Raw genomic sequence first — 24,136 nt, 5'->3', positions numbered from 1 at the left:
TTTATTTTAAAAAAGACTCCTAATATCATTCGAAATTGCAATTGCCATCAGCAAGAACAAAATGAAAGCACCAAAGGTAGCCTCATATTTTTGATATTTCAAACTTAAATCTCTACGTATAACTGCTTCTATAATATAACGAAATAAATGCCCACCATCCAGTAGCGGAATTGGTAGCAAGTTAATCGCAGCTAAATTAGCTGAAATAATTGCCATGAGATACACAACCATAATAAATCCTTTTTTGGCTGATTGCCCTGAATATTTTGCAATTTTTATTGGTCCACCTATTTCACTTGCACTTCTCTTACCAACGATAATTTGAAAGATAGCTTTGATCGTTAAGCACATAGTGTGGTAAGTTTCACTTACTGATAAGCTCACAGCCCCAAGAAAAGATGACTGCTTTAATGTATTGACTGAAATAATCCCTATAGTTTCTCTTTCTATTATGTTGCCAAAAACATCTCTACTCTCAATTGTAAATGGAGTCAGGCTAGTTCTACGCTCCTCATTATTTCTGCTATATTTAATTTCCATTCTCGTCTTGGGGTGCGACATTATCACACGTGAAATATCTTCAAAGTATTTTATTTTATGTTCATTGATTTGTGTAATAGTGTCACCTGGTAATAGGCCAGCTTGTTTGGCTGCACTTCCTTCAATTACATCCCTAATCACCGGTGGAGTGCGGTAATAAACTGCCGTGCTAAAAAATATTGTAAAAGCTATAACAGCAAGTATCATATTTGCAAAAGGTCCTGCAAAAACCACTGCTGCTTTTTTATACCGCGGTTTTGTATGAAATGAATACAACTTTTCTTCTTCAGTTAATTCTTTTTGATCAGCTGGGACACTCGCTGCATTAGTATCCCCTAACATTTTAACATAACCACCCAATGGAACAGCGCTTAGTTTCCATCTAGTTCCAGACTTATCGTTAAAACCAAAAATTTCAGGACCAAAACCTATAGAAAAAGATTCAACTTTAACTTTGCATGCTTTGGCAACAACATAATGCCCATATTCATGCACAAACACTATAACAGAAATGATTAAGGCAAATGACAAAAAACAATATATTCCATCGCTAAATTGATGAATAAGATTAGAAATTAATTCCACCTGTATATTTAGATCTTAAACAAATGTTAAGTATATTAAAACGCGCCTCGCTTGACAAGTATTTAGTTTAACTTTTAAATTAAAAAAAAGTTTAATTGTAATGACAGATACCTCACTACTCAGAAGAAAATTGATGTATAGAAGCTGGCATAGGGGTTGCAAAGAAACCGATATACTTTTAGGGCATTTCGCATTGAAATATCTTGATAAATTTTCCTTGAGCGAACTAATCGAATACGAAAAAATAGTTGATCTTGATGATTACGAATTATATTGTTACATAACTCGTAAGACAAACCTCCCTCCTGGCTTAAATAGTCAGATAGTCAATTTAATTGCTTGCTTTATTGAAGCTAATCCTTTATGCACTCAAGATTAGTGATAATCTTATTTACCTTATCTAGTACCTCAATATATTCTATTCTTTTCTCGTTTCTATACTTTTCGCGCTCTTGATTTGCTTCATCCAACCGCTTTGTTAATTCTAAAATTTTATCCTCAAGAATTAGCGCTGCAAGTAAGAAATTTAATGCATCCGAACCCTTACCTCCAGTTTTTTGAGATACAGAACCAACTAGCTTGTCAAAACTATTAGCAAGACGTAATAAATGGCTCTTTTTCCCACTTTCGCAAGATATTTTGTATGTGTTATTACGTATAACTATTTCTACTACTTGCATATGGTGCTAAAAATTTCTATCGTACAGTATAAACTCAAACCCCTACTTTCATCTTATTTATGGTATAAATTTTTATTCATTTATCAAATCAGATAATTTTTTACTGCTACGAAAATATGTTTTAAAGTATTGATTCTTTGTAAACTTCTGTAACATTAAGTGGCTTGTTTCTTTCAAGTTATAACTTCTAACTGAAAAAGAACCAAACCCCCTAATTTCAACTCTATTATGATGCTTCAATGTGCTTGAAAGTATCCCAAAAAATCTATCAACTATAGCTGCTATAACAATCTTATCTAAAAAAGGATGTCTTTTTGCTACCCTCGCTATTATATCAGACTTTGTTGCCATTTATATGAAGCCAAAATAAGTAAACCTTATCACTTAGCAGATAATACTATGTTATATTCTTCAACACCCAATACTTCAACTTCTATTTTTTCTGATATAGAGAACTTTTTATTTTCCGGTAAATGCTCTTGATCTATTAGAAGGGTTACATCGTTCTCAACTTCAACGACCAGTCCATTATCTTCTCTCTTACCTACAATAACCTGTATTTTATCGCCTACCTTAACTTTCTTTATCAGTTCTTCAAGAGGATCATACTCTATTTGTTTTATTCCAAGATAAATTCTTGCCCGATTCACGTTAGCCCTTATTACTTTTGCTTCTATTTTATCACCTACATTATACTTCTTTATCTCATCTGAGCTATTTTTAGACCAACTTAAATCTTTCACATATATTGTCCCTTCTACGTTCTCATCTATTTCAGAATCATTGAAAGCAACAGATACATATGAGCCGGTATTATTCTTCACTTCACCAGAAACAATAGAACCAGGAGGATATTTCTTGATAAATACTTGCCAAGGGTTGTCTACACACCTTTTCATGCTTAAACTCATCCTACTCTTAGCAATGTCAATACTGAGAATTTTTACATATACTTCTTGTCCCCTTGTTACAAGACTACTAACTGGTAAATTACTCTTAACCCAAGTTATTTCTGACGAGTGCACTAAACCTTCAATTCCAGGTCTAAGCTCAACAAATAATCCATAATCTTCTATGCTTGTTACATAACCCTTATGCACACTATCAACTGGATATTTTGACTCTGCATCTTGCCAAGGGCTATCTTCTAGCTGCTTCACACCCAAGGAAATTTTAGCATTTTCCTTATCTATTTTTATAATTTTAACTTTTATAGTCTGGCCACAAGCAAAAACTGCAGATGGATGACTCACTCTACTCCAAGAGATATCTGTAATATGTAGCAATCCATCTATAACTCCCACTACATCTGATTCATGAATACCGACAAATACACCGTAATGAGTGATGCTTTTTATTTTTCCTTCTATTATATCGCCTTCATTTAAAGATTCTAAAAATTTAATTTTTTCACCAGCGTGCAATTTTTCTAACACCAGCTTTCTTGATACTACAATATTACCTTGCTTCTTATCCATTTTAAGCACGATGAACTTTTGTTCAGTTTCAATAAGGTGCTTCGCGTCTTTTACTTGCTTCAAATCCACATGACTCAGCGGTAAAAAAGCGCTTATTCCGTCACCAAGATCAACAATAAAACCACATTTAATTGAGCGTTTAATAACTCCGCTTACTTCAGCTCTTGTAACTGTATCTTCTTCCAACTTATTCCATTTCTCGTCTCTAATTGCTTTTTCACGGCTAAGAACAACATTACCATGATAATCTTCAATTCTTTCCACATAAACTCTAATTTTCGAGCCAATAATGATCTCATCATTACAACCGAGTTCCTTGATCAGAATTCTCCCGTCAGACTTTAAACCAATATCAACCACAACGTCGTTAGGGTTTATTCTTGTAATTACACCTTCTACCACATCTCCTTCTTTAATTTTGTTAACAAAAGAATCTTCAAACAAGGCATTATCTTGATCCTCAAATTGGCCTTGACATATCTCTTCTATAAACTTGTTTGATGATAGCTTTCTGATAGTAACCGGTAGATTTACAACTGGATCATTATTATTCATGCAATGTGACCTTTAATTTAAACTTTATTAGAACTCATATATTATATAATATTAATAATTATTGACAAGTAATTTTTCGTTAATTCATTTCGAGAATTGTTTAAGCTATATAAAATATAGTGAGAAAATTATATATGTATCAAGAATATGCTATTTAAGAATAGCAAGTGGATTAGATCGTTCTCCAGAAGGTCCAGGTTAAAACCGGATGTTGATGAAATATTGGAAAAATATTCTATTCAAAACAGCAAGGAATCTATAGAGAAGATTGTAAATTCACGAAAAAGAATATGGGTAGAAATAGGCTTTGGCAACGGTGAAAATATGCTTTACCAGGTGCTCAATGAACCTGATCTATTATTTATAGGATGTGAGCCCTACTTAAAGGGGGTTTCTCGCTTGCTAACAAACATAGAAATACAAAACATAAAAAACATTTTAATATGGACAGAAGATGCAAGAGAATTGATTGCAAATTTTCCTGACAACAGTGTTGAAAGATTCTTTATTCTCTTTCCAGATCCATGGCCAAAAAGAAGTCACAATAAAAGACGATTAATTAATACGGAATTTTTAAATTTATTAGCAAAAAAAATACTTATAACAGGGGAAATATTCATTGCAACCGATCATCAGGACTATGCAGAGTGGATAGCATCACATATAAAGCAGTGTAACTCTTTAATCTATAGGGAAGACGATTTCACAAGTTATACTCTTACAAAATACCACAAAAGAGCGCTCAAAGATCAGCGTAAAGTAAGGTTCTTTAAAGTAAGTGTTATTAATAATTTGCAGACTATGGATCAATAGAGTTTTTGCATATCTCTTTTACGTTAACTATAGATTAAAAATAATAAAAAAAGAGGGAGAAATAGAGTAAATTCCTTTAACTACTTCTCCTTATGAAGGAATAGACTTCTTGCATAACCCAAACTAATACCAATTCTCATTGTTGACCAGTCAAATAGGAGACATTGGTATGACTACTTGGATCCAGCCTTTCCATCCAAGACGGCAGTGCCCTGACTACTTGAATCCAGAAAAAAGAATGGTGTCATGAAAGTAGCTGACACTGGCTTCCATCCAAGAGGGTGTCATCCAAGTAGCCCTTTGTTGTCATCCGAGTAGCCCCTTTCTCGTCATGCCGCCGCGAACCGTCATACCGTCACGGTATCTCTTAGCCGCTAACAAGCAGCGGGATGACGAGTTACTATACCGCCGCGGTATCTCTTAGCCGCTAATAAGCAGCGGGATGACGAGCTTATCGTTATGCCGCCGCGAACCGTCATACCGTCACGGTATCTCTTAGCATAGATCCCGCTAACACGTAGCGGGATCTATACCGCCGCGGCGCTAACAAGTAGCGGAATACTTAACCGTCATACCTTAACATAGATCCCGCTAACACGTAGCGGTATGACGGTTGTCGTTTAACTATAAATATTAAGAAATTTACCAAACGAAAAAAAAGGCAAAAGAAGCCCTAGTCATTGTCTACTTTCAGTATTGGCGTTTTTTAAGTCTTAAACACTGCAATTTAGCTGCTTTTAAATGCAACTCACCTTTGTTTAAATGTTTAAGAAATTTACTAAGCAGAAAAAAAGGCAAAAGAAACCCCGTGTTAGCTAGTTGTCACTCTCTAATCCTGCAAATTGGCGTACTATACTGTCTTAAACGACTTATAAGCGCGTTTCAGCTTATATAGGTAAAAACCCAGAAATGTTGTGAAGACATAAGGTGCACATAGTGCAAAAAATTAAAAATAAGACGCCAACTACGTTGTTTTCTTGCTGTTTAATCTGCACAGATGAAGATAACTGAATACCTTCACTATCATAATAAGGGGGCTGGCGAAGGGTGTCAAGTAAGTTTTTTCGTTTCTATTCCCAATAAAAGTTCGTTATATGGTTATGCAAGAAGTCTAATAGCAGATTTTTAAGTTTCTCTTTAACTCTTTAACCAGCGGGCTCCCATGAGGAGAGGAGAGTAAAGATCTTTTTTCATAGATATCTTAACACTTTTTTCTTCTTTTGTAGTTGGCGGACGAGTAAGAAAGTGAACCTTTGGTGCACCACTAATTATTGCCATTGGTGTTTGCTCTGCCCCTTCTCCCATAACTAAAACAGCAGATGTTGCCAGTGCATCAAGAAGATTGACTTGTGTTACTTGCATTGATTGATTATAAAGATCTGGCTTGCCTATATAGGAATAAAGTGGTTCAAATCCACACCAACCAAGAGCAACGCCCGTAATCCCACGACGCATAGGTGTTACATTACTATCTGTAATCAAAATACCAAGATGTTTTATGCAGTGTTTTGTCTTGAGATAATTCCATATTGACAGAGCTGTTTTCTGAACATCTTTTGGATATAGAATATATACCTCATTACCATTTGATTCATCAATACCAGCAGATGGAATTAAGATATTATCTTTAATCGTTAAACAGATACTGTGAGCCACATCAACAACTGCATCAGCTTCCCTTTTGATTAGCTCTTCTTTAGAACAAGCAGTTTTGCAAACCACTTGTTTTTGACAAATGGAAATGATTTTTGATGTGATAGCAAGAACAACTTCCTCTTTTAACAAATTTGAAACATAGCGATCAAGAACTGCTTCTAATAACTCGCCGCATTCAATACGATGGGTGTAAATTGCTTCAACATGCATATTAACGTGTTAGCCTGCATATAGTATAATCTTTTGTTTGAGCAAGAGCGGTTTTATACCATCCATCAAGAAGTGTTAAGTTGAAATATACATCACCTTTATAAAGTCTGTGAATTTCTGTTATGATAAACTCTGAGATTAGATCATACTCCAAAAAAAGGTGCGCTATTTGTGCTCCACCAATCATAAAGACTTTAGAACTACTTTGGATTGACAAAAACTCTTGCATAGAAGAAATAATAGTGCACTTTATACCTCTATTAAAACAAGAACTTAACTTGTTACGAGAAAAAACAACAGGGATACGATCCTTCAATATGTTTTGGGGTACTATTTCAAATGTTTTTCTTCCCATAACAATAACTTGTTTGTCAGTCACCTGACGAAAATGATCTAACTCACTTGGATAATGCCAGGGCAATCCATTATTTATTCCAATTACCCCCTTGGGATCAACAGCCATAATTCCGATAACTATCATCCCTGTAAAGCAGCTTGAGCTGCAAAAAATCGCATGTGATCACGCACATTATGCACTCGAAGGAAATCAACCTTGTTGTGCAATGCAGATGATAAAGCAATTGTTTCTAAATCTCGGTTAAAGACAGGTTCTGTAGAAAAGGAAGAAATAAATGACTTTCTAGAATGGCCAACCAGAACTTTGCAGCCAAAATTTTGTAACGTTTCTATACTGCGTAAAATCTGGATATTCTGGTACATAGATTTGCCAAAACCAATACCAGGATCAATAATGATCGAGCTTTGATCAAAACCTAGAGCTAGTAATCTATTAATGTTCCTTTCTGCCCAATTATTTATGTTATCAATTGGATCAATGTCACTTGGGATAATGTTGTCTCTATGTGGTGGTATGGAAAGTGAGTGCATAATAACGATGCCACATCCACTGCTAGCAATTGCTTTTAAGGTATTATCATCTAGATCTCCCTTCTGATCGTTTACCCAGGCAATGTTGTAGTGCTCCAAAACGTTCAAAATAACATCTGGCCAGAAACTATCAATGCTGACTTTAATATCGCCAGCTTTCATATAATCGCTAAGATTATCAAGTACTGGCTTTAGACGTGCATACTCTTCCTCTGGGATCTGCATTAAAGATCCAGGTCTTGTTGATTGAGCACCAAGTTCAACTATGCTTGCACCATCTGATAACAGCCGCAGTGCCTGCTTGGTTGCTTGATCTGAATCATAATAAAGACCACCATCTGAAAATGAATCAGGAGTAATATTGACAATACCTACAAGCTCTGGTGAAAGCGTAAAACTCCTTAAAAAGCAATCCTTAATGTTAGGGTTAACAGTACCAAACGTTTTGTTAACTACTGCCATGGGGCTCAGCATTGCCATCAAGTGAAGCAAAAATGGTCTGTTTATCAATTCTGGGTGAGGAATTCTAAGGTAGGGTGTATCGAGCGTTAGATCATCCCATAACAAAATATCCAAATCAATAACGCGAGGTGCCTACTTTTCATGGACCTGCGAACGGCCAATATCACACTCAATTTGTTTTAGACCTTTTAATAGCTCTTCGGGAGAAGAAGAACAACTTCCATAGACAATCATGTTGAGAAATGGCTTATCCCACTCAGGTGGAGCACCGTTTGGTAAAATGGCCTTAGTTTCTAGAATGATCGAAGACTTTAAATCTTTAAAATAGCGTTCCTTTAGTAACTGAGCAGCCCTTTGTAAATGGGAAAAGCGATTTCCTATATTTGAGCCAATAGAAATATAGATCATTAGTTATCTTCCTGTTCTTGTAATGTATTACAATAAGTAAAGAGAACACCTCCATGCACACCGGGAACGGGTGGTGCAACTTTGTGAGTAGTCACTCTTATGGAAGAAATAATATGTTTTTTTTGCACCAAAAGATTATTAATGGCTCTGTATATATCATGGGTTAAGTGCTCGATTAAATTGAATTGCTTGCTTTGAACGAGAGATTGAATACTCTGAACTACCTCCAAGTAGCATATAGTATCCTCAAGCCGGTCAGTTGTAAGTCCTAAAGGGGAGGATTTAAAGGTAAAATCAATATTAACACTAACTAATTGAGAATGAAACTTCTCTTCTGCACTACATCCTAAATGAACCCAAAGCCGCAGGTCAGATATAAGAAGATTACATTGCATTTTAATATCACTGAGTTTAATCTACTTACAATTAATGACACACACTAGCGTTCATCATCCCGTCAAGAAAACCCCACAAGAGTTTTGCTCCTTTTTTAGCGCCTTGCATGGCTTTCTCTTGCTCTTCTTCGCTTAAGTCTGCAATAAGATTTGCACATTCCTCAGAATGCCATTCATCAGCATGCATATGAACCGTAAAAAATTGAAGAGAACGCTCATCACTTATTGAATAGTGTTTTTTTAAACCTTCAATTTTAGACTTAGAAACCTCTGGAGTTTGACGTTCATAAGCATAAAGTGCACCCAAACCGGAAGCAAAGTCTGATCGTACAATATCAAAGTAACCATCAACTAACTCCTGTGTCTCTTTAATCTGTGCATCCTTATGGAGATCAGACCGTGTTACACCAAGCCCTTCAGCAAAACGTTTCCATAACTCTGGGTGATTTTCATCACCTTGTTCTTCTTCTATCAAATTACCAAGCAAAACCTGTCGCATTTTTAGATCTGGGCACAAAAAATGTATACCACTGATATAACGAGGAAACGCAGCAACGTGGTGATAATATTCTTTAGCATAGGTTTGTAAAGCTTGCAAGCTTAAGCTTCCTGTATTCCATGATTGGTAGAATGGATGATTTAGTAAGTGCAACTCATCTAACTTATTATTCAAAGATTTAGTAAATTCCATTATTTCCTCTATTATATCAACATATAATTCATATACTATAGTTTTCTCATTGTTACGATCATGCTAAGATCAACACAATGGTGGGATTGGTAGGACTCGAACCTACGACCAATTCGTTATGAGCGAACTGCTCTAACCGACTGAGCTACAATCCCTTTTATCAATATTTATAATACACACAAAAGCAAATTTGTCTATTAGCTTATTTCACTATCAACCCAACTTAGCAAATCATTTGTTGCACCAATTTTGCGTGCAATTTCCTTACCATCTTGAAATATGATTAAAGTGGGTATAGATTGCACTCCATACTTACTTGGCACTTCAGTCCCTTCATCTATGTCGAACTTGCAGATCTTAATCTTGCCTTTTCTGTCTTTAGCCAACTGTTCAATACGCGGCATTAGACTTTTACATGGCCCACACCATTCTGCCCAAAAGTCTATCAGAACAAACCCTTTATAGTCAGTGACTTCAGATTTGAAATTTTGATCATTTACTGATATAATGTCATCACTCATAAAATACCTAAACTTAGAACGATTGCTTGTAAAATATAGCGCATCAATCAACAGTTAATCAACTAAATTCTTCTGAAAAATTGCCCTAAAGTGTCTTGCACAAACAAAAAACTTCTCACAAATGGTTATATCTGATGATTAAAGATATCCACGTTTTCCCAACCCATTAAGTCTAACTCAATGCGAGTAGGAAGAAATTCAAAGCACTTTTGGGCCAATTCTTTTCTATTTTCACGTTCCAACATTAAATCTAGCTTTTCCTTTATCTTATGGAGATACAAAACATCAGATGCAGCATAATTTTTTTGTTTGTCTGTCAAATTTTCATTTCCCCAATCAGAAGATTGCTGCTGCTTATTTAATTTGGTATCAAGTAGTTCTAAGCACAATTCTTTTAAGCTATGATTATCTGTGTAAGTGCGAACTAAACGTGAAGCTATTTTTGTGCAATAGCACGGAAGTGCCCAAATTTCCAAGTAATAACGTATTATGCTTACATCAAATCGCGCGAAGTGAAATATTTTAGTTATATTTTTATCCTCTAATATTTTTCTCAAATTTGGCGCTGTGTAATCGTTCTTGAGTTGAACTAAGTGAACGTTGCCATCATTAAAAGAGAGCTGCACAAGGCATAATCTATCTCTGCTATGAAGTAGCCCCATTGCCTCGGTATCAACAGCTATAGAACTTATATCATCTGGTATTGAACTAGCTGGCAAGTCGTCTTTATATAAAAATATTCCCATAAAATTAATACATTTTTTGGCACAATTGAAAACCTATGATAATCAAAAATGAGCCTTAAGTATACGAAAAGATCATAGAAGGAACCACGCAAATTTATGGGCTCTCACATTTTTCGTGTACACGGGGTTTACAAATCGCTGTATATGCCTATAATTAAGTAAATTTAGGTTAATTTAATTGCGGGAGTAGCTCAGTTGGTAGAGCGCAACCTTGCCAAGGTTGAGGTCGAGGGTTCGAACCCCTTCTCCCGCTCTTTACTTTCAAAATCATTTCGTCAAAAATCCCTTGACATATTTCGCCAGCGCCCTTATTATGACAATAAGGGTATTTATGACTCAAAACTTGTTTTTGACCTGCAGGCTCAATGACAAAATTCAGTAAAAAACTTAGGGTATTTATTGGCGGATTACATAAAATTATAGCGGCTGCATGTCTTTTTTATTTTTTCTACATTCAGCCAAATCGCGCTTATTTTAAGCGTTAGCACATTATTACAGCGCCACTTACAGTAATATAGAGTCAAAACTCGCTACTCGGGGCTTCTTTTGCCTTTTTTTTCATTTGGTAAATTTCTTAATGTTTATAGCTCAAAGAGAGGTGTCATTCCAGCACTTGATGCTGGAATCCAGGAATTTTATCAAGTATAAAAGTTATGTTAAAATGCACCATTTATGAAAAACTAGATCCCCAGTGTCTGGGCACTGGGATGACATCATAGGGGCGCTGGGATGACACCCTTTCCTAGATGGAGATAAATTACAATGTTTGTACAGTTATGGGATTGCGCAGTGGATGCAGTTTAACATAAAAAGCTTTGCTTTTTGAAATTTTGGGTTATACTTAGCTTAAGATATTCCAGTAGGAGGTTTATTGTGAATAGAAAGGAAGCTTTAAAAATATTAGGCTTTAGTCCAAGTGATAATCCAAGTGAATACGAAATTAGAAAAGCATATAGAAAATTAGCTCTTGAATATCATCCTGATAAACATTCAAGTGCAAGTGAGGATGTGCAAAAATACAACGAGGAGAAATTTAAAGAATTAGGTGCTGCATATGACCTTCTCACTGGAAAAGATACGGAAGAAGTTACAAAACTGACTGATGAAAATTTAGATGAAATTAATTCTCCTGAAGATTTAAAGTTTTATCTATATGAGGCTATCTCAGAGGGAAATACAGCATTTCTGAAAAAACTTTTTTCCAAGTTCAAGAGCAGTAAAGATGGAAAATTTGGTGATTATATTAATGATAATATATATGCCTATCCAGCACTGATACTTGCTATAAAAGAAGGAGGGAACATTGAAATTATAAAGCTATTCTTGGAAAATGGTGCTAATTGTGACACGCAGGACAAACAAGGTTGTACTGCGTTACACAAGGCCTGTAATAAATGTTATAATGAAATCATAGAATTACTCCTGGAGCGTGGTGCTGACCCTAATAAAAGAGATCAAGAAGGTAAATCACCACTTCATTATGCTATTTATAGTTGTTATGGCATTGCTCGTCATAAAGCTGTGGAATTACTTTTGGGTAAAGGCGCTCATCTTAATATGCAAGATAATCAAGGTAAGGCACCACTGCACTATTTGTGCAGTGGACATTTTTTCGGCGGTAGCGTTGAAATTGCGAAATTACTTCTAAAAAAAGGGGCTGATCCAGGTTTGAAGGATAAAGATGGCAAAAAACCAGTGGACTGTGTTGCTGGTGCTAGCAGTGATGCTGGAGAAATGTTTGGTGCTATTAATTATGAGAAAGCATTCTGGATTGGGTGTGCTACGCTATTAACTACAGCAGGTAGTATTGCCTTGATTTCTGGGGTTGCAGACGCGTACATAGGTAAAGTTTGGTGTTCTACTCTTGCAGTAGGTATGGCTGCTGTTGCATTATGTAGTGCGTGCTGTGCAATAAAAATTATGTTCTTTTCAAGACCCTCAACTGAGTTTACTGAAGCTAGGGCAGAGTTTCTTAATAGTCAATCACCAAATCCAGCAGGTGCAGCTTAATAATTATAGCTAAAGTAATCTAGGTTTACCGTCATTCCGCTACTTGTTAGCGGAATCTATGCTGGGATACCGCGAATGAATCGCGGTATGACGGTTAAGTAATTCGTCATCCCGCTACGTGTTAGCGGCTAAGAGATACCACGGCGGTATGACGTAGAATTGCTGTCATCCCGCTGCTTGTTAGCGGATGAGATACCGTGACAGTATGACGGTTCGCGGCGGTATGACGTAGGATTGCTGTCATTCCGCTACGTGTTAGCGGGATCTAGAGATACCGTGACGGTATGACGTAGGGGTTGCCGAGAACTTGTCATTCCAGTGCTTGACACTGGCATCCAGTTTTCTTTATAATTTCCTTTGTGAAAGAACAAAAGTGCTTATTTGTAACCATAGCTGGCTTACCAAATGCTGGGAAGTCTACATTAATTAACAGCATCATAGGCAAGAAAATTGCAATTGTTACACCCAAAGTGCAAACAACAAGGACGCAAATAAGGGGTATTGCAACATGCAACAACACACAAATTGTCTTTACTGACTCCCCAGGAATTTTCTCAGCAGAAACAAAACTTGAAAAAGCTTTAGTCAAATCTGCACGGTCAGCAATCAAGGGTGATGACATCACTTTGTTACTTGTTGATGTAAGCAATTATTTGAAAAATATAGAAAGAATTAAGACTATATTTACGCGGCTGCAGCGCACAAAAGGCAGATGCATTTTGGTTATCAATAAAACTGATTTGGTAAAAAGGCCAGAACTCAAGATGGCGCATGAGCATCTGAATTTGCTTTATAAATTTGAAAAAGTTTTTACGATATCAGCATTAAAGAATGATGGACTTTCTGATTTGATGAATTACTTGTCTGAAGTTGCACCGGTGAGCCCTTGGTTTTATGAAGAAGATCAAATAACCGATTCCTCGACAAATTTTTTATCAGCAGAAATTACGAGAGAAAAATTATTCTTGAACTTGCGTGAAGAATTGCCATACTCTACAGCTGTTATAACTGAACAATTTGAGGAAAAAAAAGATAAGAGTTTAGTCATCAAACAGATCATATTCGTGTTGAAAGATAGTCATAAAAAAATAGTGCTAGGGAAAGATGGCAGTAATATTAAAAAAATTAATATCGAAGCACGTGCTGAACTAGAAAAATTATTTGAGTGCAAGGTTCACCTCTTTTTGTTCGTAAAAGTGCGACTTTGGATCGACCGTCCTGAGGAGTATATAGGCAATGCTTAATTCTTTGTTAGTATTTGATATTGAAACTATACCAGATGTAAATTCCTGCAAAAATTTACTCAATATTAGTGATGATAGTAGTGTAGAAGAGAAAAGGGATGCATTAACAAAATACCACCTGGAAATAACAAACGGGCAAAACTCTTTTCTGCGTCAGCCCTTCCACCAAATTGTAGTTATCAGTTTTTTACTTTGCAATATAAGCCACCAGAGCGGTTATGAGGTGTTCACACTGCAAGAAATAAGATCTGGAGGCACACTAAATTCCAGTGAAAAGGAGCTAGTGAAAGGATTTTTTAACTACATATCAGAGAAAAAGCCAAGATTAGTTTCGTTCAACGGACGCACTTTTGATATACCAGTACTGAAGTATCGTGCTATGGTCCATGGCATTCAAGCAGAATACTTTCATAAAGCTGGTGATAAGTGGAATAGTTACAATCAGAGATATAGTAGTGATTGGCATTGTGACTTACTTGAAACCCTCTCTGATTTTGGAGCCTCTGCAAGAGTAAAAATGAACGAAGTTTGTGCAGCATTTAACCTTCCTGGCAAGATTGGAGTTGATGGGTCACAAGTTATGGGCTTATATGATAGCGGCAAGATACAAGAGATTCGAGATTATTGTGAAACAGATGTGATTAACACTTATTTGATTTACTTGAGGTTCATGCATCATCAGGGAAGGATTACTACTGAAAGCTACAACAAAAGCGTGGAAGAGCTGCTTTTAGAGTGCGAAAAAAAAGAACATCTAAAAAAATTTAAAGAGGAATGGTTGTGGTGGAAATTTTTATATTGAATTTAAATGAATAGATGTTATGGAGCAATCTAATAATTGCTCCATAGTAATAGTTATAAACTCCTTGCAGTAGACAAGTAATTCTCATATGCTATCTTGCTTTGCACAACTTCTGCTTGTTCAATCTGAGAAGAATTTTTATTTTTTACTTCTTCGAAAAAATTTGACCCACCAAAAATATAATTTACTGCATTGGCAGCGTAATATTGAGCATTACCTAAAACTGCAGAGTTAATTCGATTTAATATCCTAACAGGATAGTAAAAGAGAGATACGTTATTATTTGATCGAAAATCACTTTCATCCATCCTATAAACGGCCTCATGATAACCATCTATTCCATGCAAATAACTTACTAGACTAGAATATCTTTCTGGTGTCGATACTCTTAATTGTGCACCTACGTGAGCATAACCAAACGAACCAGGGCACAATGCTGGCACTGGATCTCGCTGATGGTGAGTGACCCTTATGGTTTTTTCCTGAAGAGCGTCATTATAAATTTCACTGGCAGTCAGGTCAAAAACCCTTGGATCAGCAAAAGTTGCAACATGAACATCTTCAGCGCCTTCTGTTTTGTTGAGGCATAAAGCAGCTATCTTAGCAATAGCTCCTCCCATACTGTGACCTGTGAGATTGATTTTAAAATCTTTGATTTCTGATCCTTGTTTTTCAGCATGAGATTTCAAAATGCCATAAAGATTAGGCCATGAATCTGTAAATGAATTATAAAAACCACGATGAATTCTTCCACCGTCAGGTAAAAGTTCTGAAGTAGTAAAAGATGCATTTAGATCAGTGATTGCATCATTTAAGCCACGAGTACCGTGGTAAGCTATTGTTATTTCTTCACCTTTTATGAAAACATACCCAGCATCTTCTTCGAAACTATTACCAAATGGAATGATTTTATAACCTTCGCTAAAAAGTTCAGCTCTAGTTTTATACATTTTTTTAAATTCAAAAATAATATCCTCAGAAGGATTAGTTTCTTTGTGCATTCTCCCATCTGCTTCAATAGCTATAAAATCTTCCTCACTTACATTTTTACAAGTTAATATATGATGTTTTTTTTCATCTAACTTATCGTCACTATCACCATAGCTTATTTTACAGAAATTACTCATTTCCAATAATTTCTCTTTATCAAACCCTGCAATTTCTGCGATACTTTCATCTATCTGGTAAGCAGAAGGTAAAGAATGTGGTTCATTTGGGTCAGCAGGATTTATAAATTCATAATCTTCAATGATCTCAAACTCATCATCCACCTTATATTTGCCGTTATCTGCTAAGATGGAGCTTGATTGTTCAACATCACCTAATTGTGAATCTATACTACTTGCACTAGTACCTGTGGTGCTAAACCAATTGCGTAAAAAACTAAAATCCATAACTACCTCAATCTACTATCAGCTAAACAATTTATTTAACTATAATGTAGATTGATATTATTGTCAATAGTATTTTCTATAATCTTTTTATTGCTAGAATAAAAAAATTTTACTTCCATAGAATAAATAGTAGAGTTATAATGCACTAGCAAGCAAAAAATATTAACCTTTGTGCTAAATTTTGGTTAATATAAACGTTAGGCATATTAAGAAAGTTGTTTTTAAGGTGTTGCACTTTACTTTTGTTTTCGCTATAAGATTGCTTTAAGTTGAATTTTCAACATTTTTATATATTTACATTTAAGACAATGATTTCGAAATTTTTTGGGGGCACTTCATGAAAAAATCTATTTATACTAGAACTGCTCTAGTTTCTTTATTAACTTTATGTTCTTTCAGCAGTTTTGCAGCTGACTTTCCTGATGAGAGTATGAAGGAAATAAAAAAGCAAGAGAGCACAAAAACTTCTGGAAAAACAGAAGTTATGAAAACATCAAATAAAAAACTGAAAGAAAAGATGGACAGAATATGTAATGCTGATCCAAGAAAAAAAGCTGAAGAGCTTAAGAAAAAAGAGGAGCTAAGATTAGCAGCCGAGCAGAAGAAAAAAGAGGAGATCAGGCTAGCAAATGAGAAAAAAGCAAAGCTTATAGAGGATTCAAAAGCGAAAGCTCTAAATGCTAAGAATTCTAATATAGAAAAAGGTAAAGTTTCAAAAACTAAGGCTTCTAAAACTAAGAATGCTAAAATTAAAGCTAAAGATGTAAAGAAGGATGTAAAAGTTGTTAACAAAAATACAGAGGAAAAAGGTAAGGCAAGTCCTGTTGTTTCAGTTGGTGGAGTTGATATTATCGACACCAACCAAGGAAAAGATGGCTTAAGAATAACTTTTGGTGGTGTTGTTGATGCTCAAAGCTATGGCAAAGCAGGGCCAAGTGGTGAAGAGTATAAACGTTACAACGTTATGCCAAACAGATCTATAGAGTATTATACTGCCCCTCAGGATAAGATACAAGGAGCAAATCCCGTATTCCCTAGTGGAATAGGAAATATTGGTGATTACAGCAACGATATGGGTATGACTGCTGATGCGATATTACACCTCAGAGCAGAAAATAAAAATGAAGATTTAGGTCTTCTTTATGGTGCTGACGTGCAATTTCACGTCCCAGTTACAGAAGGCAAAGGGGCTTCACAGGGTGTTTACGCTGCAAGGAGCAGGAGTGCACATGTATTTTTAAATTCAAAACATGGTGATCTAAAGCTTGGTTATCAATTTGGTCCTGAGGCTCTGATGAGACTTGATGCAACAAGAATTGCAACTGTTGACGGAGCTGCAGATAGTGACTGGTTCAGAAAAGTGAACTTAGAAGGAAGCGCTGCGAGCTTTCCATTTTATGTAACACCACGTCTTTACACTGAAAGTTTTTCGAGTGAAAGTGAAAAATTCTCTTTCCGCATGGCAGGGAAATACAACAAAGATGTTATGACTACACTGCCATTTAGAGTTGCTTACTACTCACCAAATTATATGGGCGCAAGATTTGGTATCAGCTACTCACCTCGTTATGATAGTAGCTTGTTTACTGTAAAAGAAACAGTTCCTTTCAAGGATAGTACAGATAATGATAAAATAAAACATAAGGAAGAGATAAAACATGTCGGTCCAGACTATGAGCACATAATAAGTGCTGGTGCATCATATGAATATGACTTTGATAAATATAAGGTGAAAGTTAAAACTTCTGCAGTTGGTGAGTATGGTCAAGCGAAAAAACCAAGTAAAGATAAGCATCTTTATAAGGAATTTGTAGAGTACAATGACCTTATGGGTGTTAATTTGGGTGTAAGCGCTGATTATAAGATTAATGAGGATCAAGGCATAAAATTTGCTGCCTCTTTTGCATATCTGGGCAAATCTGGTCAACCAAAAGGTATTGAAATACTGACAAAAGATGCTAATAATAAAATTGAAAAATATGAACTGCTTCCTGATGCTAACAAAAGAATGGAAGGGCTGAAAGCTCAATTTGGTGAAGATAGTATGGACACCATGTATTGGACTGTAGGAGCTGGCTATCAATATGAGAATATCTACACAAGTTTGACGTACTTTGGTAGCAGAATGAATGATGGAGATATGCTTCACGATGGCGCACTTGGCGTTCAATATGATCTATCTCCTGCATGCAGTAAGAGCAAATTTGTTCCTTACGCAGCTCTCCATTATTTTATGACTAACGAGAAACAAAACGCAAATCATAAGATTACAAAAGCAGGTAGTACCACAGAAGAGGCACCTTCTAACCAAGGAATTCTCCTTCTTACTGGTGTGAAGTTTTCTTTCTAACCAGCTAGTACACACCACAATTTAATGTGGTGTGTATCTTATTTGTTAGTGTTTATTTGTCAATCAAATAAACATATAGTGTCCTCTCTCCTGTCATCCCAGTGCGTGACACTGGGATCTAAGTTATATGCAAAATTATTACGTTTACATACTTGCAAGCAAGAATAATCGAACTTTATATACAGGTATAACATCAAATCTGATTAAACGAATCTGGGAACATAAGAGTAAAGTTATTTCTGGCTTTACATCAAAATACAATGTACATAAATTAGTTCATTTTGAAGAATTTCAAGATATAAATTCAGCTCTTAATAGAGAAAGACTGTTAAAAAGTTGGAAAAGAAAATGGAAGACTGATTTGATCGAAAAAGAAAATCCAAATTGGGTAGATTTATATGATAACATAGTCAGGTAAAATTAGATCCCAGTGTCACGCACTGGGATGACACCCTATGGTTACTGGAATGACACTCTATAGCTACTCAGATGACGGGAAAAGAACACACTGGCTTATCTACTAGCCGTATAGCTACTTTCAAATTCAATCAATTAAACAGGAGGCCCCTATGCAAACCACACTAAAAAATCATTTAGCTGGAGAATTACTTACCACTGCTACGTGCTGGAAATTAACGCTTGCAGGTGGAGAAGTAATGGGATTCACTGACTATGATGAAGATTTAAATATTAATAATATACTCTATAAATCTTCAAGTGGATTTACAGCCAGTAGTATAATATTAAACAGCGATTTAAAAACTGATAATCTAGAAATTGAAGGGATATTAAATAGTGGTGATATTAAAGAAGAAGATGTTTTATCAGGAAAGTACGACTTTGCAAATATTGAAATATTTCTTGTGAATTATAAAGACTTGACCCAGGGAACAATGAATCTACATTCAGGAACTTTTGGTAAAGTGACATTAAGTAGTGGAAGATTTATTGTTGAAATTAGAGGGCTCTCAGCAAAGCTTGAGAGAAGCATAGCAGAATTATACTCTCCTGCATGCAGAGCACAATTTTGCGATGATAAATGCAAAGCCGATACTAAAAAATTTAGTAAAATAAGTACAATCACTAAAGTAATAGACGAAAGAAGATTTGAAGACACGAATTTAGCTGAGAGTGATGAATATTATAAGCACGGAGTAGTAAAATTCTTTGGCTCAACAGCATTTGAAGGTGTAGTAAAAGAATATAAAAATAAAGTAGTTACGTTGTTTACTTCGCCTCCATACCAAATTTCTGCTGGGGATAAATATTCAATACTCGCAGGTTGCGATAAAACATTTCCAACTTGCAGAAGCAAGTTTAACAATACTGTAAATTTTCGTGGTGAACCCTATATACCAGGTTTTTATATTGTTTAGCAGCACAATTTTCAATATTATGAATATGCATGGAAAGGTGGCTGAGTGGTCTAAAGCACACGCTTGGAAAGCGTGCACATATGAAAATATGTCGGGGGTTCGAATCCCCCCTTTTCCGCATATTACTTCTAGAATGGTATAAAACCCTCGGTCGCGCGCGCAACTCTATTCCTATAGTGAGTAGCTCCCTCTTATCTCATTTATATCATATTTTTAACTTACCCAATAACATAAATTACTTTAGCTATGCTATAGCTAAAGTGACTTAGGTTTACCTACAATTTGAAAAACAACAAATTCGTCATTCCGCTACTAGTTAGCGGCTGAGATACCGCGAATGAATCGCGGTATGACGTAGGGAAACCTTTCTTGGGCTAGCTATATCAATAGCATTGCTTTAAAAAGAGTGCCCATATTTTCAGTCAACCTTAAGAATTCACTAAAGATCCTATTCCTTTGTTCATCACTTGCGCTTTTCATTAAAGCCTGGGTTCTTTCTTTTATGCCAAAAAGATATAAAAATTCTCTTTGAGTTAAAATCTCGCAATCTACGTGTTTTAATGAATCTTTTAATGCTTGAAAGTTCACAAGTGCAGTAATATCACTATTACCAACATTCTCAAGAAAATTAGCATACTTATGTTGTTTTATCGATTGCAAAGTGCTCTTATACGCGGGATATACATAACCGTAATCTATAATCAAAGCAGCTCCTTTATTATTATGTATCTTCTTCTCAAGTTTTTTTAATATTTCAACCCCAGTTGAACATATTTCCACCACTGCACCATCGAAACTCCCTGTCATGCAAGTAGCTGACACTGGAATCCATGATTCTTTTTTTCTGGATTCCAGTGTCATGCACTGGCATGACACCAAGAGACTGCCATCATCTTGTTTTGTCACCCTATTTTCATACCACCCCTCATCACGATATACAAACTGATCTATCGGAAGAGCGTCAAAGAACTCATTTGCTAAAAAAATGGTTGGTTGTTCTGGTAGGTTGTCAATATCTTTGTGCCAATTAACACCTAAGCCTTTTAATTTTTCCTTTTGTATCTTCCGTAAAGTAGGGCTTATTTCAACTAAGTGGATCAACATTGAATTAAAAAAGCTGCTGTATTTTTTAGTGACTCTTATTATATCGTGAATGAGTGTTCCTTTGCCTGGCCCAAGTTCAACTAGAGAAAATTTTGATGGCTTTCCTAATTTTTCCCATGTATGCATTATCCAAACTGCAATTACTTCACCAAATAATTGGCTGATCTCAGGTGCAGTAGTAAAATCACCATCCTTACCAAGTGGTAATCTACTCGTATAATAGCCGTATTTTTCATGGTACAAAACGGCATTCATGAAATCACTGATGGATATTGATCCTTGACTTTTGTCAATTAATTCGTGTATATAAGTGAGCATGTTATTAATAAATGTTTAACTATAGCGTGCCATAATATAAAATAGTAGAGTATTTATATATATAGTATAAACTTAAGTTTGTGAGTAATAGTGCTTCAGTTATGGACGACAAAAACACCGATTATGTTGCCCTTATACCTCAAGATGATAGTATTGAATACAAATTTGAAGAAGCTGTCAATTTTATAGAAAACAAGGTTATAAATGCTGATGGACTAACTTTAGCGGAAGTGTTTCAAGTGCTAGTTCAAATGCTAGATGGTGATCTAGAATTGGTAAAAAAAGTACTAGCATATGCTAATATTATGGCAAAGCATGGAATGAAGGTAGCAAAAGAGTCGCAATTAAGCAGAGCTGATGTTCGCCGAGCTTTGGAAGGTAAAGAAAGTGTTGTCAATAGACAAGATTTTATAAAGAAACCACCTCTTCCACCTGCTATAAAATCGACCAAAAAGAAAAGTAGAGGTCTTTAGATGGCTGAATCTATAAAAAAATTTACTGTACAATGTGACTTCAAAGGACAAAGTTCACCTTTTGCAATATATATAGGAAATCCAAAAAGTGATGCTCATCCAATTCATCATCAAGATTCCTGGCTTGTAAAAGAACGTGGAGGGAATATCCCTAATAAAGTAAAAGAAAGTCTACAAAAATTATATAAACTATCTCAAGAAAATGGAGTCTCTTTCTCAGAGTTATGTGCGTATGCCATTACTGTGGTTAGTAATAATGATAAAAAAAGTGACGACAAGCAGTGAGATAGTTTAATCCCTCAATATTTCATTTATAGAGATTTTCGATCTCGTCTTTTCATCCACTTTTTTTACTATAACTGCACAATAGGTTGAAATGTTATTTTTAGATGGAATAGACCCTGGTACCACTACAGAATAAGGTGGCACTTCGCCATAAAATACCTCGCTAGTTTCTCTATCAATAATCTTTGTTGATGCTCCAATAAACACACCCATGCCAAGGACTGATCCTTCTCTCACTACCACACCCTCGGCTACCTCGCTACGTGCTCCAATAAAGCAATTATCTTCTATAATGACAGGTGAAGCTTGAATAGGCTCAAGGACTCCACCTATTCCCACTCCACCGGAAATATGGCAGTTTTTTCCTATTTGCGCACAGCTACCAATCGTTGACCAGGTATCTATCATTGTTCCTGAATCAACATATGCACCAACGTTGATAAAACTTGGCATTAGAACAACATTTGTACCTATATAAGCAGATCGGCGGACAAAACACCCAGGAACTGCTCTAATTTTTAACTGGCGAAATTTCTCCTCATTCCATTCACTAAATTTGTTACCGATCTTGTCAAACCAGCAATTGGTATTGTCTATTATTTTGTTTTCTTCAGTGAGAAAATGTAATAATATTGCCTGCTTTATCCACTTATGTACTACCCATTCTCCACTTGATAGCTTTTCTGCTACTCTAATTTTGCCACTATCAAGGAGCTCAATTACCTCTTTAATTGCTATTCTTGCTGTTTCCTTTAGGTTACAGTCATTAAATTTTTCTCTATTTTTCCAAATATTTTCTATCTCACTTTGTGTTTTTTTTAGTTGCAAACCTTCCATTTGTTATATATATTAATATTAAATTTATAGCTCTGTATCATTTGAGCTTGTTACCACTTTATATGTAAGTGCTATGAAAATACAATGTAATAGTTGTACTAAAACTTACTTAGTATCTTCTGAGCAAATTGGTGCATTTGGAAGAAAGGTAAAGTGTACGAACTGCAATCATATATGGCATGAACATCTAGAAGAAGCGTCAAACAAATCGCACTCTGCTAATATACAGGAAAAAAAAATTAGTGGAAGGAATTTTTTACAAAATCTAGCATTTACCACTCTAGCTTTTGCAACAGCTACAGGGTTATGCGTCGTAATTGCTAATGGCATCTTTCCTAGAGAGATGAACAAAGCATACAAAACGATCAGTTCATATAAGGATTCAATAAGCTATAAATTAGGGTACAAAAAAGAACAAACAGAAAATCCAAATGTAAAAAAACTTGTTGTAAATAAGTTTTATCAAGACTACCTTTTTTTATCTAATTTAAGATCTAGTTAAATAGGCATAAATCATCGCCGATATCGGTATCCAGTTCCTATAGCTACTCAGATGATGCAAATAGTATTAGGGTGATAGAGTCTTAAAAATAAGTTATTTTTTAGTAAAAAACAGCTCATGAGTATTAAAATTGCACCTTCTATACTTTCAGCAGACTTTGCAAAATTAGGAGAAGAAGTAAGAAAAATTAGCGATTTAGGTGTAGATTACATACACATAGACGTTATGGATGGGAATTTCGTTCCAAATATTACAATTGGTCCTAGCGTTGTCTCTGCAATACGTAAATATAGCAATCTTCCTTTTGATGTGCATTTAATGGTCAAATCTCCTGGTAACCACATTGAAAGCTTTATAAATGCTGGTGCTGATATTATCACTGTACATGCAGAAGTAGAGATACACCTTGAGAGGTTGATAAGAAAGATAAAGTCATACAAAAATGTAAACGACGCAAAAAAAACGATTCAAGCTGGAGTCTCAATTGTTCCTTCAACTTCCCCAAGTGTGCTTGAATACATAATACATGAGCTAGATATTGTGCTGATTATGACAGTCAACCCTGGCTTTGGAGGGCAGGAATTTATTCATTCACAGTTGAACAAGATATCTACTATAAAAAAAATGATACAGGAGCGTAATCTTAAAACACAAATTTCAGTAGATGGTGGAATTAACTTTTCTAACGCAACTGATATAATAAAAGCAGGTGCTGATATTTTAGTTGCGGGATCGGCGATATTCAAGGCTGAAGATATTAAGAAGGCCGTAAATGATCTTAAAAATCCATCGTGGTAATCCTATATAGCTAGT

Annotated in this window: 24 protein-coding genes, 3 tRNA genes and 2 pseudogenes; 14 read left to right on the top strand and 15 right to left on the bottom strand. The window is 35.5% G+C overall.

Annotated elements, in window-relative coordinates:
• Positions 1-6: 6 nt before the first annotated feature.
• A complete protein-coding gene (gene rseP, locus ACFZP3_RS00355) occupies positions 7-1,125 on the bottom strand; it encodes an RIP metalloprotease RseP (RefSeq protein ID WP_386086530.1) in 1,119 nt (372 codons plus the stop codon).
• Positions 1,126-1,225: 100 nt separating this feature from the next.
• Between rseP and ACFZP3_RS00350 the strand changes: the two genes are divergently transcribed.
• Positions 1,226-1,504 carry a succinate dehydrogenase assembly factor 2 gene (locus ACFZP3_RS00350; protein ID WP_182158663.1) on the top strand — a complete coding sequence of 93 codons (279 nt, stop codon included), beginning with the start codon at positions 1,226-1,228 and terminating at the stop codon, positions 1,502-1,504.
• On the opposite strand, the gene ACFZP3_RS00345 is transcribed toward ACFZP3_RS00350, so the two are convergent.
• The 3 genes from ACFZP3_RS00345 to ACFZP3_RS00335 all read right to left on the bottom strand — a co-directional run bounded on the left by ACFZP3_RS00345 (position 1,479) and on the right by ACFZP3_RS00335 (position 3,838).
• A complete protein-coding gene (locus tag ACFZP3_RS00345) occupies positions 1,479-1,805 on the bottom strand; it encodes a cell division protein ZapA (protein WP_182183710.1) in 327 nt (108 codons plus the stop codon). The two genes, ACFZP3_RS00350 and ACFZP3_RS00345, sit on opposite strands and share 26 nt — an antisense overlap.
• A gap of 72 nt (positions 1,806-1,877) precedes the next feature.
• Positions 1,878-2,156 (bottom strand): HU family DNA-binding protein, encoded by a 279-nt coding sequence (locus ACFZP3_RS00340; protein ID WP_010963035.1) that lies wholly within the window; start codon positions 2,154-2,156, stop codon positions 1,878-1,880.
• A gap of 29 nt (positions 2,157-2,185) precedes the next feature.
• Complete coding sequence (locus ACFZP3_RS00335) at positions 2,186-3,838, bottom strand: 30S ribosomal protein S1 (RefSeq protein WP_264687904.1); 1,653 nt, start codon at positions 3,836-3,838, stop codon at positions 2,186-2,188.
• Between the two features lie 147 nt (positions 3,839-3,985).
• Between ACFZP3_RS00335 and trmB the strand changes: the two genes are divergently transcribed.
• Positions 3,986-4,651 carry a tRNA (guanosine(46)-N7)-methyltransferase TrmB gene (gene trmB, locus ACFZP3_RS00330; protein ID WP_253309594.1) on the top strand — a complete coding sequence of 222 codons (666 nt, stop codon included), beginning with the start codon at positions 3,986-3,988 and terminating at the stop codon, positions 4,649-4,651.
• Between the two features lie 1,137 nt (positions 4,652-5,788).
• On the opposite strand, the gene ACFZP3_RS00325 is transcribed toward trmB, so the two are convergent.
• The 8 genes and pseudogenes from ACFZP3_RS00325 to ACFZP3_RS00290 all read right to left on the bottom strand — a co-directional run bounded on the left by ACFZP3_RS00325 (position 5,789) and on the right by ACFZP3_RS00290 (position 10,628).
• The gene (locus ACFZP3_RS00325; protein ID WP_386086526.1) at positions 5,789-6,517 is read right to left on the bottom strand and encodes a putative folate metabolism gamma-glutamate ligase; all 729 of its coding nucleotides are present in this window, start codon (positions 6,515-6,517) and stop codon (positions 5,789-5,791) included.
• A 1-nt stretch (position 6,518) separates the two neighbouring features.
• Complete coding sequence (locus ACFZP3_RS00320) at positions 6,519-6,998, bottom strand: dihydrofolate reductase (RefSeq protein WP_264687902.1); 480 nt, start codon at positions 6,996-6,998, stop codon at positions 6,519-6,521.
• Positions 6,995-8,275: pseudogene (gene folP / locus ACFZP3_RS00315) on the bottom strand (dihydropteroate synthase). The gene ACFZP3_RS00320 and the pseudogene folP overlap by 4 nt, the downstream one beginning before the upstream one ends.
• Positions 8,275-8,670 (bottom strand): dihydroneopterin aldolase, encoded by a 396-nt coding sequence (locus ACFZP3_RS00310; RefSeq protein ID WP_386086523.1) that lies wholly within the window; start codon positions 8,668-8,670, stop codon positions 8,275-8,277. The pseudogene folP and the gene ACFZP3_RS00310 overlap by 1 nt, the downstream one beginning before the upstream one ends.
• Positions 8,671-8,701: 31 nt before the next feature.
• Complete coding sequence (locus ACFZP3_RS00305) at positions 8,702-9,361, bottom strand: CADD family putative folate metabolism protein (protein ID WP_253309584.1); 660 nt, start codon at positions 9,359-9,361, stop codon at positions 8,702-8,704.
• Positions 9,362-9,439: 78 nt separating this feature from the next.
• A tRNA-Ile gene (locus ACFZP3_RS00300) sits at positions 9,440-9,516 on the bottom strand.
• Between the two features lie 42 nt (positions 9,517-9,558).
• The gene (gene trxA, locus ACFZP3_RS00295; protein WP_253309585.1) at positions 9,559-9,882 is read right to left on the bottom strand and encodes a thioredoxin; all 324 of its coding nucleotides are present in this window, start codon (positions 9,880-9,882) and stop codon (positions 9,559-9,561) included.
• Between the two features lie 125 nt (positions 9,883-10,007).
• A complete protein-coding gene (locus ACFZP3_RS00290) occupies positions 10,008-10,628 on the bottom strand; it encodes a ribonuclease D (RefSeq protein WP_264687899.1) in 621 nt (206 codons plus the stop codon).
• Positions 10,629-10,808: 180 nt separating this feature from the next.
• Here ACFZP3_RS00290 and ACFZP3_RS00285 point away from each other — a divergent pair.
• The 4 genes and pseudogenes from ACFZP3_RS00285 to ACFZP3_RS00270 all read left to right on the top strand — a co-directional run bounded on the left by ACFZP3_RS00285 (position 10,809) and on the right by ACFZP3_RS00270 (position 14,694).
• Positions 10,809-10,881, top strand: a tRNA-Gly gene (locus ACFZP3_RS00285).
• 620 nt (positions 10,882-11,501) lie between these two features.
• Positions 11,502-12,638: an ankyrin repeat domain-containing protein gene (locus ACFZP3_RS00280; RefSeq protein WP_386086520.1), complete on the top strand. Its 1,137-nt coding sequence runs from the start codon at positions 11,502-11,504 to the stop codon at positions 12,636-12,638.
• 359 nt (positions 12,639-12,997) lie between these two features.
• Positions 12,998-13,882 carry a GTPase Era gene (gene era, locus ACFZP3_RS00275; RefSeq protein WP_386086518.1) on the top strand — a complete coding sequence of 295 codons (885 nt, stop codon included), beginning with the start codon at positions 12,998-13,000 and terminating at the stop codon, positions 13,880-13,882.
• Positions 13,875-14,694, top strand: a pseudogene (locus ACFZP3_RS00270) (3'-5' exonuclease). The gene era and the pseudogene ACFZP3_RS00270 overlap by 8 nt, the downstream one beginning before the upstream one ends.
• A 43-nt stretch (positions 14,695-14,737) precedes the next feature.
• On the opposite strand, the gene ACFZP3_RS00265 reads toward ACFZP3_RS00270, so the two are convergent.
• Complete coding sequence (locus ACFZP3_RS00265) at positions 14,738-16,078, bottom strand: lipase family protein (protein WP_265016682.1); 1,341 nt, start codon at positions 16,076-16,078, stop codon at positions 14,738-14,740.
• 337 nt (positions 16,079-16,415) lie between these two features.
• Here ACFZP3_RS00265 and ACFZP3_RS00260 point away from each other — a divergent pair, with 337 nt between their 5' ends.
• The 4 genes from ACFZP3_RS00260 (at position 16,416) to ACFZP3_RS00245 (ending at position 19,922) form a co-directional block, all read left to right on the top strand.
• A complete protein-coding gene (locus ACFZP3_RS00260) occupies positions 16,416-18,428 on the top strand; it encodes a porin (RefSeq protein WP_353270886.1) in 2,013 nt (670 codons plus the stop codon).
• A gap of 127 nt (positions 18,429-18,555) precedes the next feature.
• Positions 18,556-18,846, top strand: a complete 291-nt coding sequence (locus ACFZP3_RS00255) for a GIY-YIG nuclease family protein (RefSeq protein WP_253309591.1) — start codon at positions 18,556-18,558, stop codon at positions 18,844-18,846.
• 151 nt (positions 18,847-18,997) lie between these two features.
• The gene (locus tag ACFZP3_RS00250; protein WP_264687893.1) at positions 18,998-19,804 is read left to right on the top strand and encodes a DUF2163 domain-containing protein; all 807 of its coding nucleotides are present in this window, start codon (positions 18,998-19,000) and stop codon (positions 19,802-19,804) included.
• A 31-nt stretch (positions 19,805-19,835) separates the two neighbouring features.
• Positions 19,836-19,922: transfer RNA gene (locus tag ACFZP3_RS00245), tRNA-Ser, on the top strand.
• Between the two features lie 260 nt (positions 19,923-20,182).
• Here the strand turns inward: ACFZP3_RS00245 and ACFZP3_RS00240 are convergent.
• Entirely contained in the window at positions 20,183-21,226 is a 1,044-nt protein-coding gene (locus ACFZP3_RS00240) for a class I SAM-dependent methyltransferase (RefSeq protein ID WP_386086515.1), read from the bottom strand.
• 101 nt (positions 21,227-21,327) lie between these two features.
• On the opposite strand from ACFZP3_RS00240, the gene ACFZP3_RS00235 reads away from it, so the two are divergent.
• Positions 21,328-21,699, top strand: coding sequence for a hypothetical protein (locus ACFZP3_RS00235; protein ID WP_353273101.1), 372 nt, complete (start codon positions 21,328-21,330; stop codon positions 21,697-21,699).
• Positions 21,700-21,984 (top strand): DUF2610 domain-containing protein, encoded by a 285-nt coding sequence (locus ACFZP3_RS00230; RefSeq protein ID WP_007549418.1) that lies wholly within the window; start codon positions 21,700-21,702, stop codon positions 21,982-21,984. It abuts the gene before it with no gap.
• A 6-nt stretch (positions 21,985-21,990) separates the two neighbouring features.
• Here ACFZP3_RS00230 and dapD read toward each other — a convergent pair whose 3' ends face one another.
• Positions 21,991-22,821, bottom strand: a complete 831-nt coding sequence (gene dapD / locus ACFZP3_RS00225; protein WP_386086512.1) for a 2,3,4,5-tetrahydropyridine-2,6-dicarboxylate N-succinyltransferase — start codon at positions 22,819-22,821, stop codon at positions 21,991-21,993.
• Positions 22,822-22,894: 73 nt separating this feature from the next.
• Here dapD and ACFZP3_RS00220 point away from each other — a divergent pair, with 73 nt between their 5' ends.
• Positions 22,895-23,323, top strand: a complete 429-nt coding sequence (locus ACFZP3_RS00220) for a zinc-ribbon domain-containing protein (protein ID WP_264731275.1) — start codon at positions 22,895-22,897, stop codon at positions 23,321-23,323.
• A 117-nt stretch (positions 23,324-23,440) separates the two neighbouring features.
• Entirely contained in the window at positions 23,441-24,121 is a 681-nt protein-coding gene (gene rpe / locus ACFZP3_RS00215; RefSeq protein WP_386086509.1) for a ribulose-phosphate 3-epimerase, read from the top strand.
• Positions 24,122-24,136 lie beyond the last annotated feature (15 nt).

Source organism: Wolbachia endosymbiont (group A) of Norellia spinipes (genome assembly GCF_964273535.1).
Note: the sequence above shows the minus strand (reverse complement) of the source record. Positions and strands in the feature narration are given on the sequence as shown.

Excerpts from the sequence above, each read along its gene's own strand:
- trxA (WP_253309585.1), bottom strand. The coding sequence starts at position 9,882 with ATGAGTGATGACATTATATCAGTAAATGATCAAAATTTCAAATCTGAA.
- ACFZP3_RS00310 (WP_386086523.1), bottom strand. The coding sequence starts at position 8,670 with ATGCAATGTAATCTTCTTATATCTGACCTGCGGCTTTGGGTTCATTTA.
- ACFZP3_RS00265 (WP_265016682.1), bottom strand. The coding sequence starts at position 16,078 with ATGGATTTTAGTTTTTTACGCAATTGGTTTAGCACCACAGGTACTAGT.
- ACFZP3_RS00235 (WP_353273101.1), top strand. The coding sequence starts at position 21,328 with ATGGACGACAAAAACACCGATTATGTTGCCCTTATACCTCAAGATGAT.
- ACFZP3_RS00290 (WP_264687899.1), bottom strand. The coding sequence starts at position 10,628 with ATGGGAATATTTTTATATAAAGACGACTTGCCAGCTAGTTCAATACCA.
- ACFZP3_RS00230 (WP_007549418.1), top strand. The coding sequence starts at position 21,700 with ATGGCTGAATCTATAAAAAAATTTACTGTACAATGTGACTTCAAAGGA.
- ACFZP3_RS00250 (WP_264687893.1), top strand. The coding sequence starts at position 18,998 with ATGCAAACCACACTAAAAAATCATTTAGCTGGAGAATTACTTACCACT.
- ACFZP3_RS00260 (WP_353270886.1), top strand. The coding sequence starts at position 16,416 with ATGAAAAAATCTATTTATACTAGAACTGCTCTAGTTTCTTTATTAACT.
- ACFZP3_RS00305 (WP_253309584.1), bottom strand. The coding sequence starts at position 9,361 with ATGGAATTTACTAAATCTTTGAATAATAAGTTAGATGAGTTGCACTTA.
- ACFZP3_RS00240 (WP_386086515.1), bottom strand. The coding sequence starts at position 21,226 with ATGCTCACTTATATACACGAATTAATTGACAAAAGTCAAGGATCAATA.
- ACFZP3_RS00350 (WP_182158663.1), top strand. The coding sequence starts at position 1,226 with ATGACAGATACCTCACTACTCAGAAGAAAATTGATGTATAGAAGCTGG.
- ACFZP3_RS00255 (WP_253309591.1), top strand. The coding sequence starts at position 18,556 with ATGCAAAATTATTACGTTTACATACTTGCAAGCAAGAATAATCGAACT.
- ACFZP3_RS00340 (WP_010963035.1), bottom strand. The coding sequence starts at position 2,156 with ATGGCAACAAAGTCTGATATAATAGCGAGGGTAGCAAAAAGACATCCT.
- ACFZP3_RS00220 (WP_264731275.1), top strand. The coding sequence starts at position 22,895 with ATGAAAATACAATGTAATAGTTGTACTAAAACTTACTTAGTATCTTCT.
- ACFZP3_RS00335 (WP_264687904.1), bottom strand. The coding sequence starts at position 3,838 with ATGAATAATAATGATCCAGTTGTAAATCTACCGGTTACTATCAGAAAG.
- ACFZP3_RS00325 (WP_386086526.1), bottom strand. The coding sequence starts at position 6,517 with ATGCATGTTGAAGCAATTTACACCCATCGTATTGAATGCGGCGAGTTA.
- ACFZP3_RS00320 (WP_264687902.1), bottom strand. The coding sequence starts at position 6,998 with ATGATAGTTATCGGAATTATGGCTGTTGATCCCAAGGGGGTAATTGGA.
- rpe (WP_386086509.1), top strand. The coding sequence starts at position 23,441 with ATGAGTATTAAAATTGCACCTTCTATACTTTCAGCAGACTTTGCAAAA.
- trmB (WP_253309594.1), top strand. The coding sequence starts at position 3,986 with ATGCTATTTAAGAATAGCAAGTGGATTAGATCGTTCTCCAGAAGGTCC.
- ACFZP3_RS00345 (WP_182183710.1), bottom strand. The coding sequence starts at position 1,805 with ATGCAAGTAGTAGAAATAGTTATACGTAATAACACATACAAAATATCT.
- dapD (WP_386086512.1), bottom strand. The coding sequence starts at position 22,821 with ATGGAAGGTTTGCAACTAAAAAAAACACAAAGTGAGATAGAAAATATT.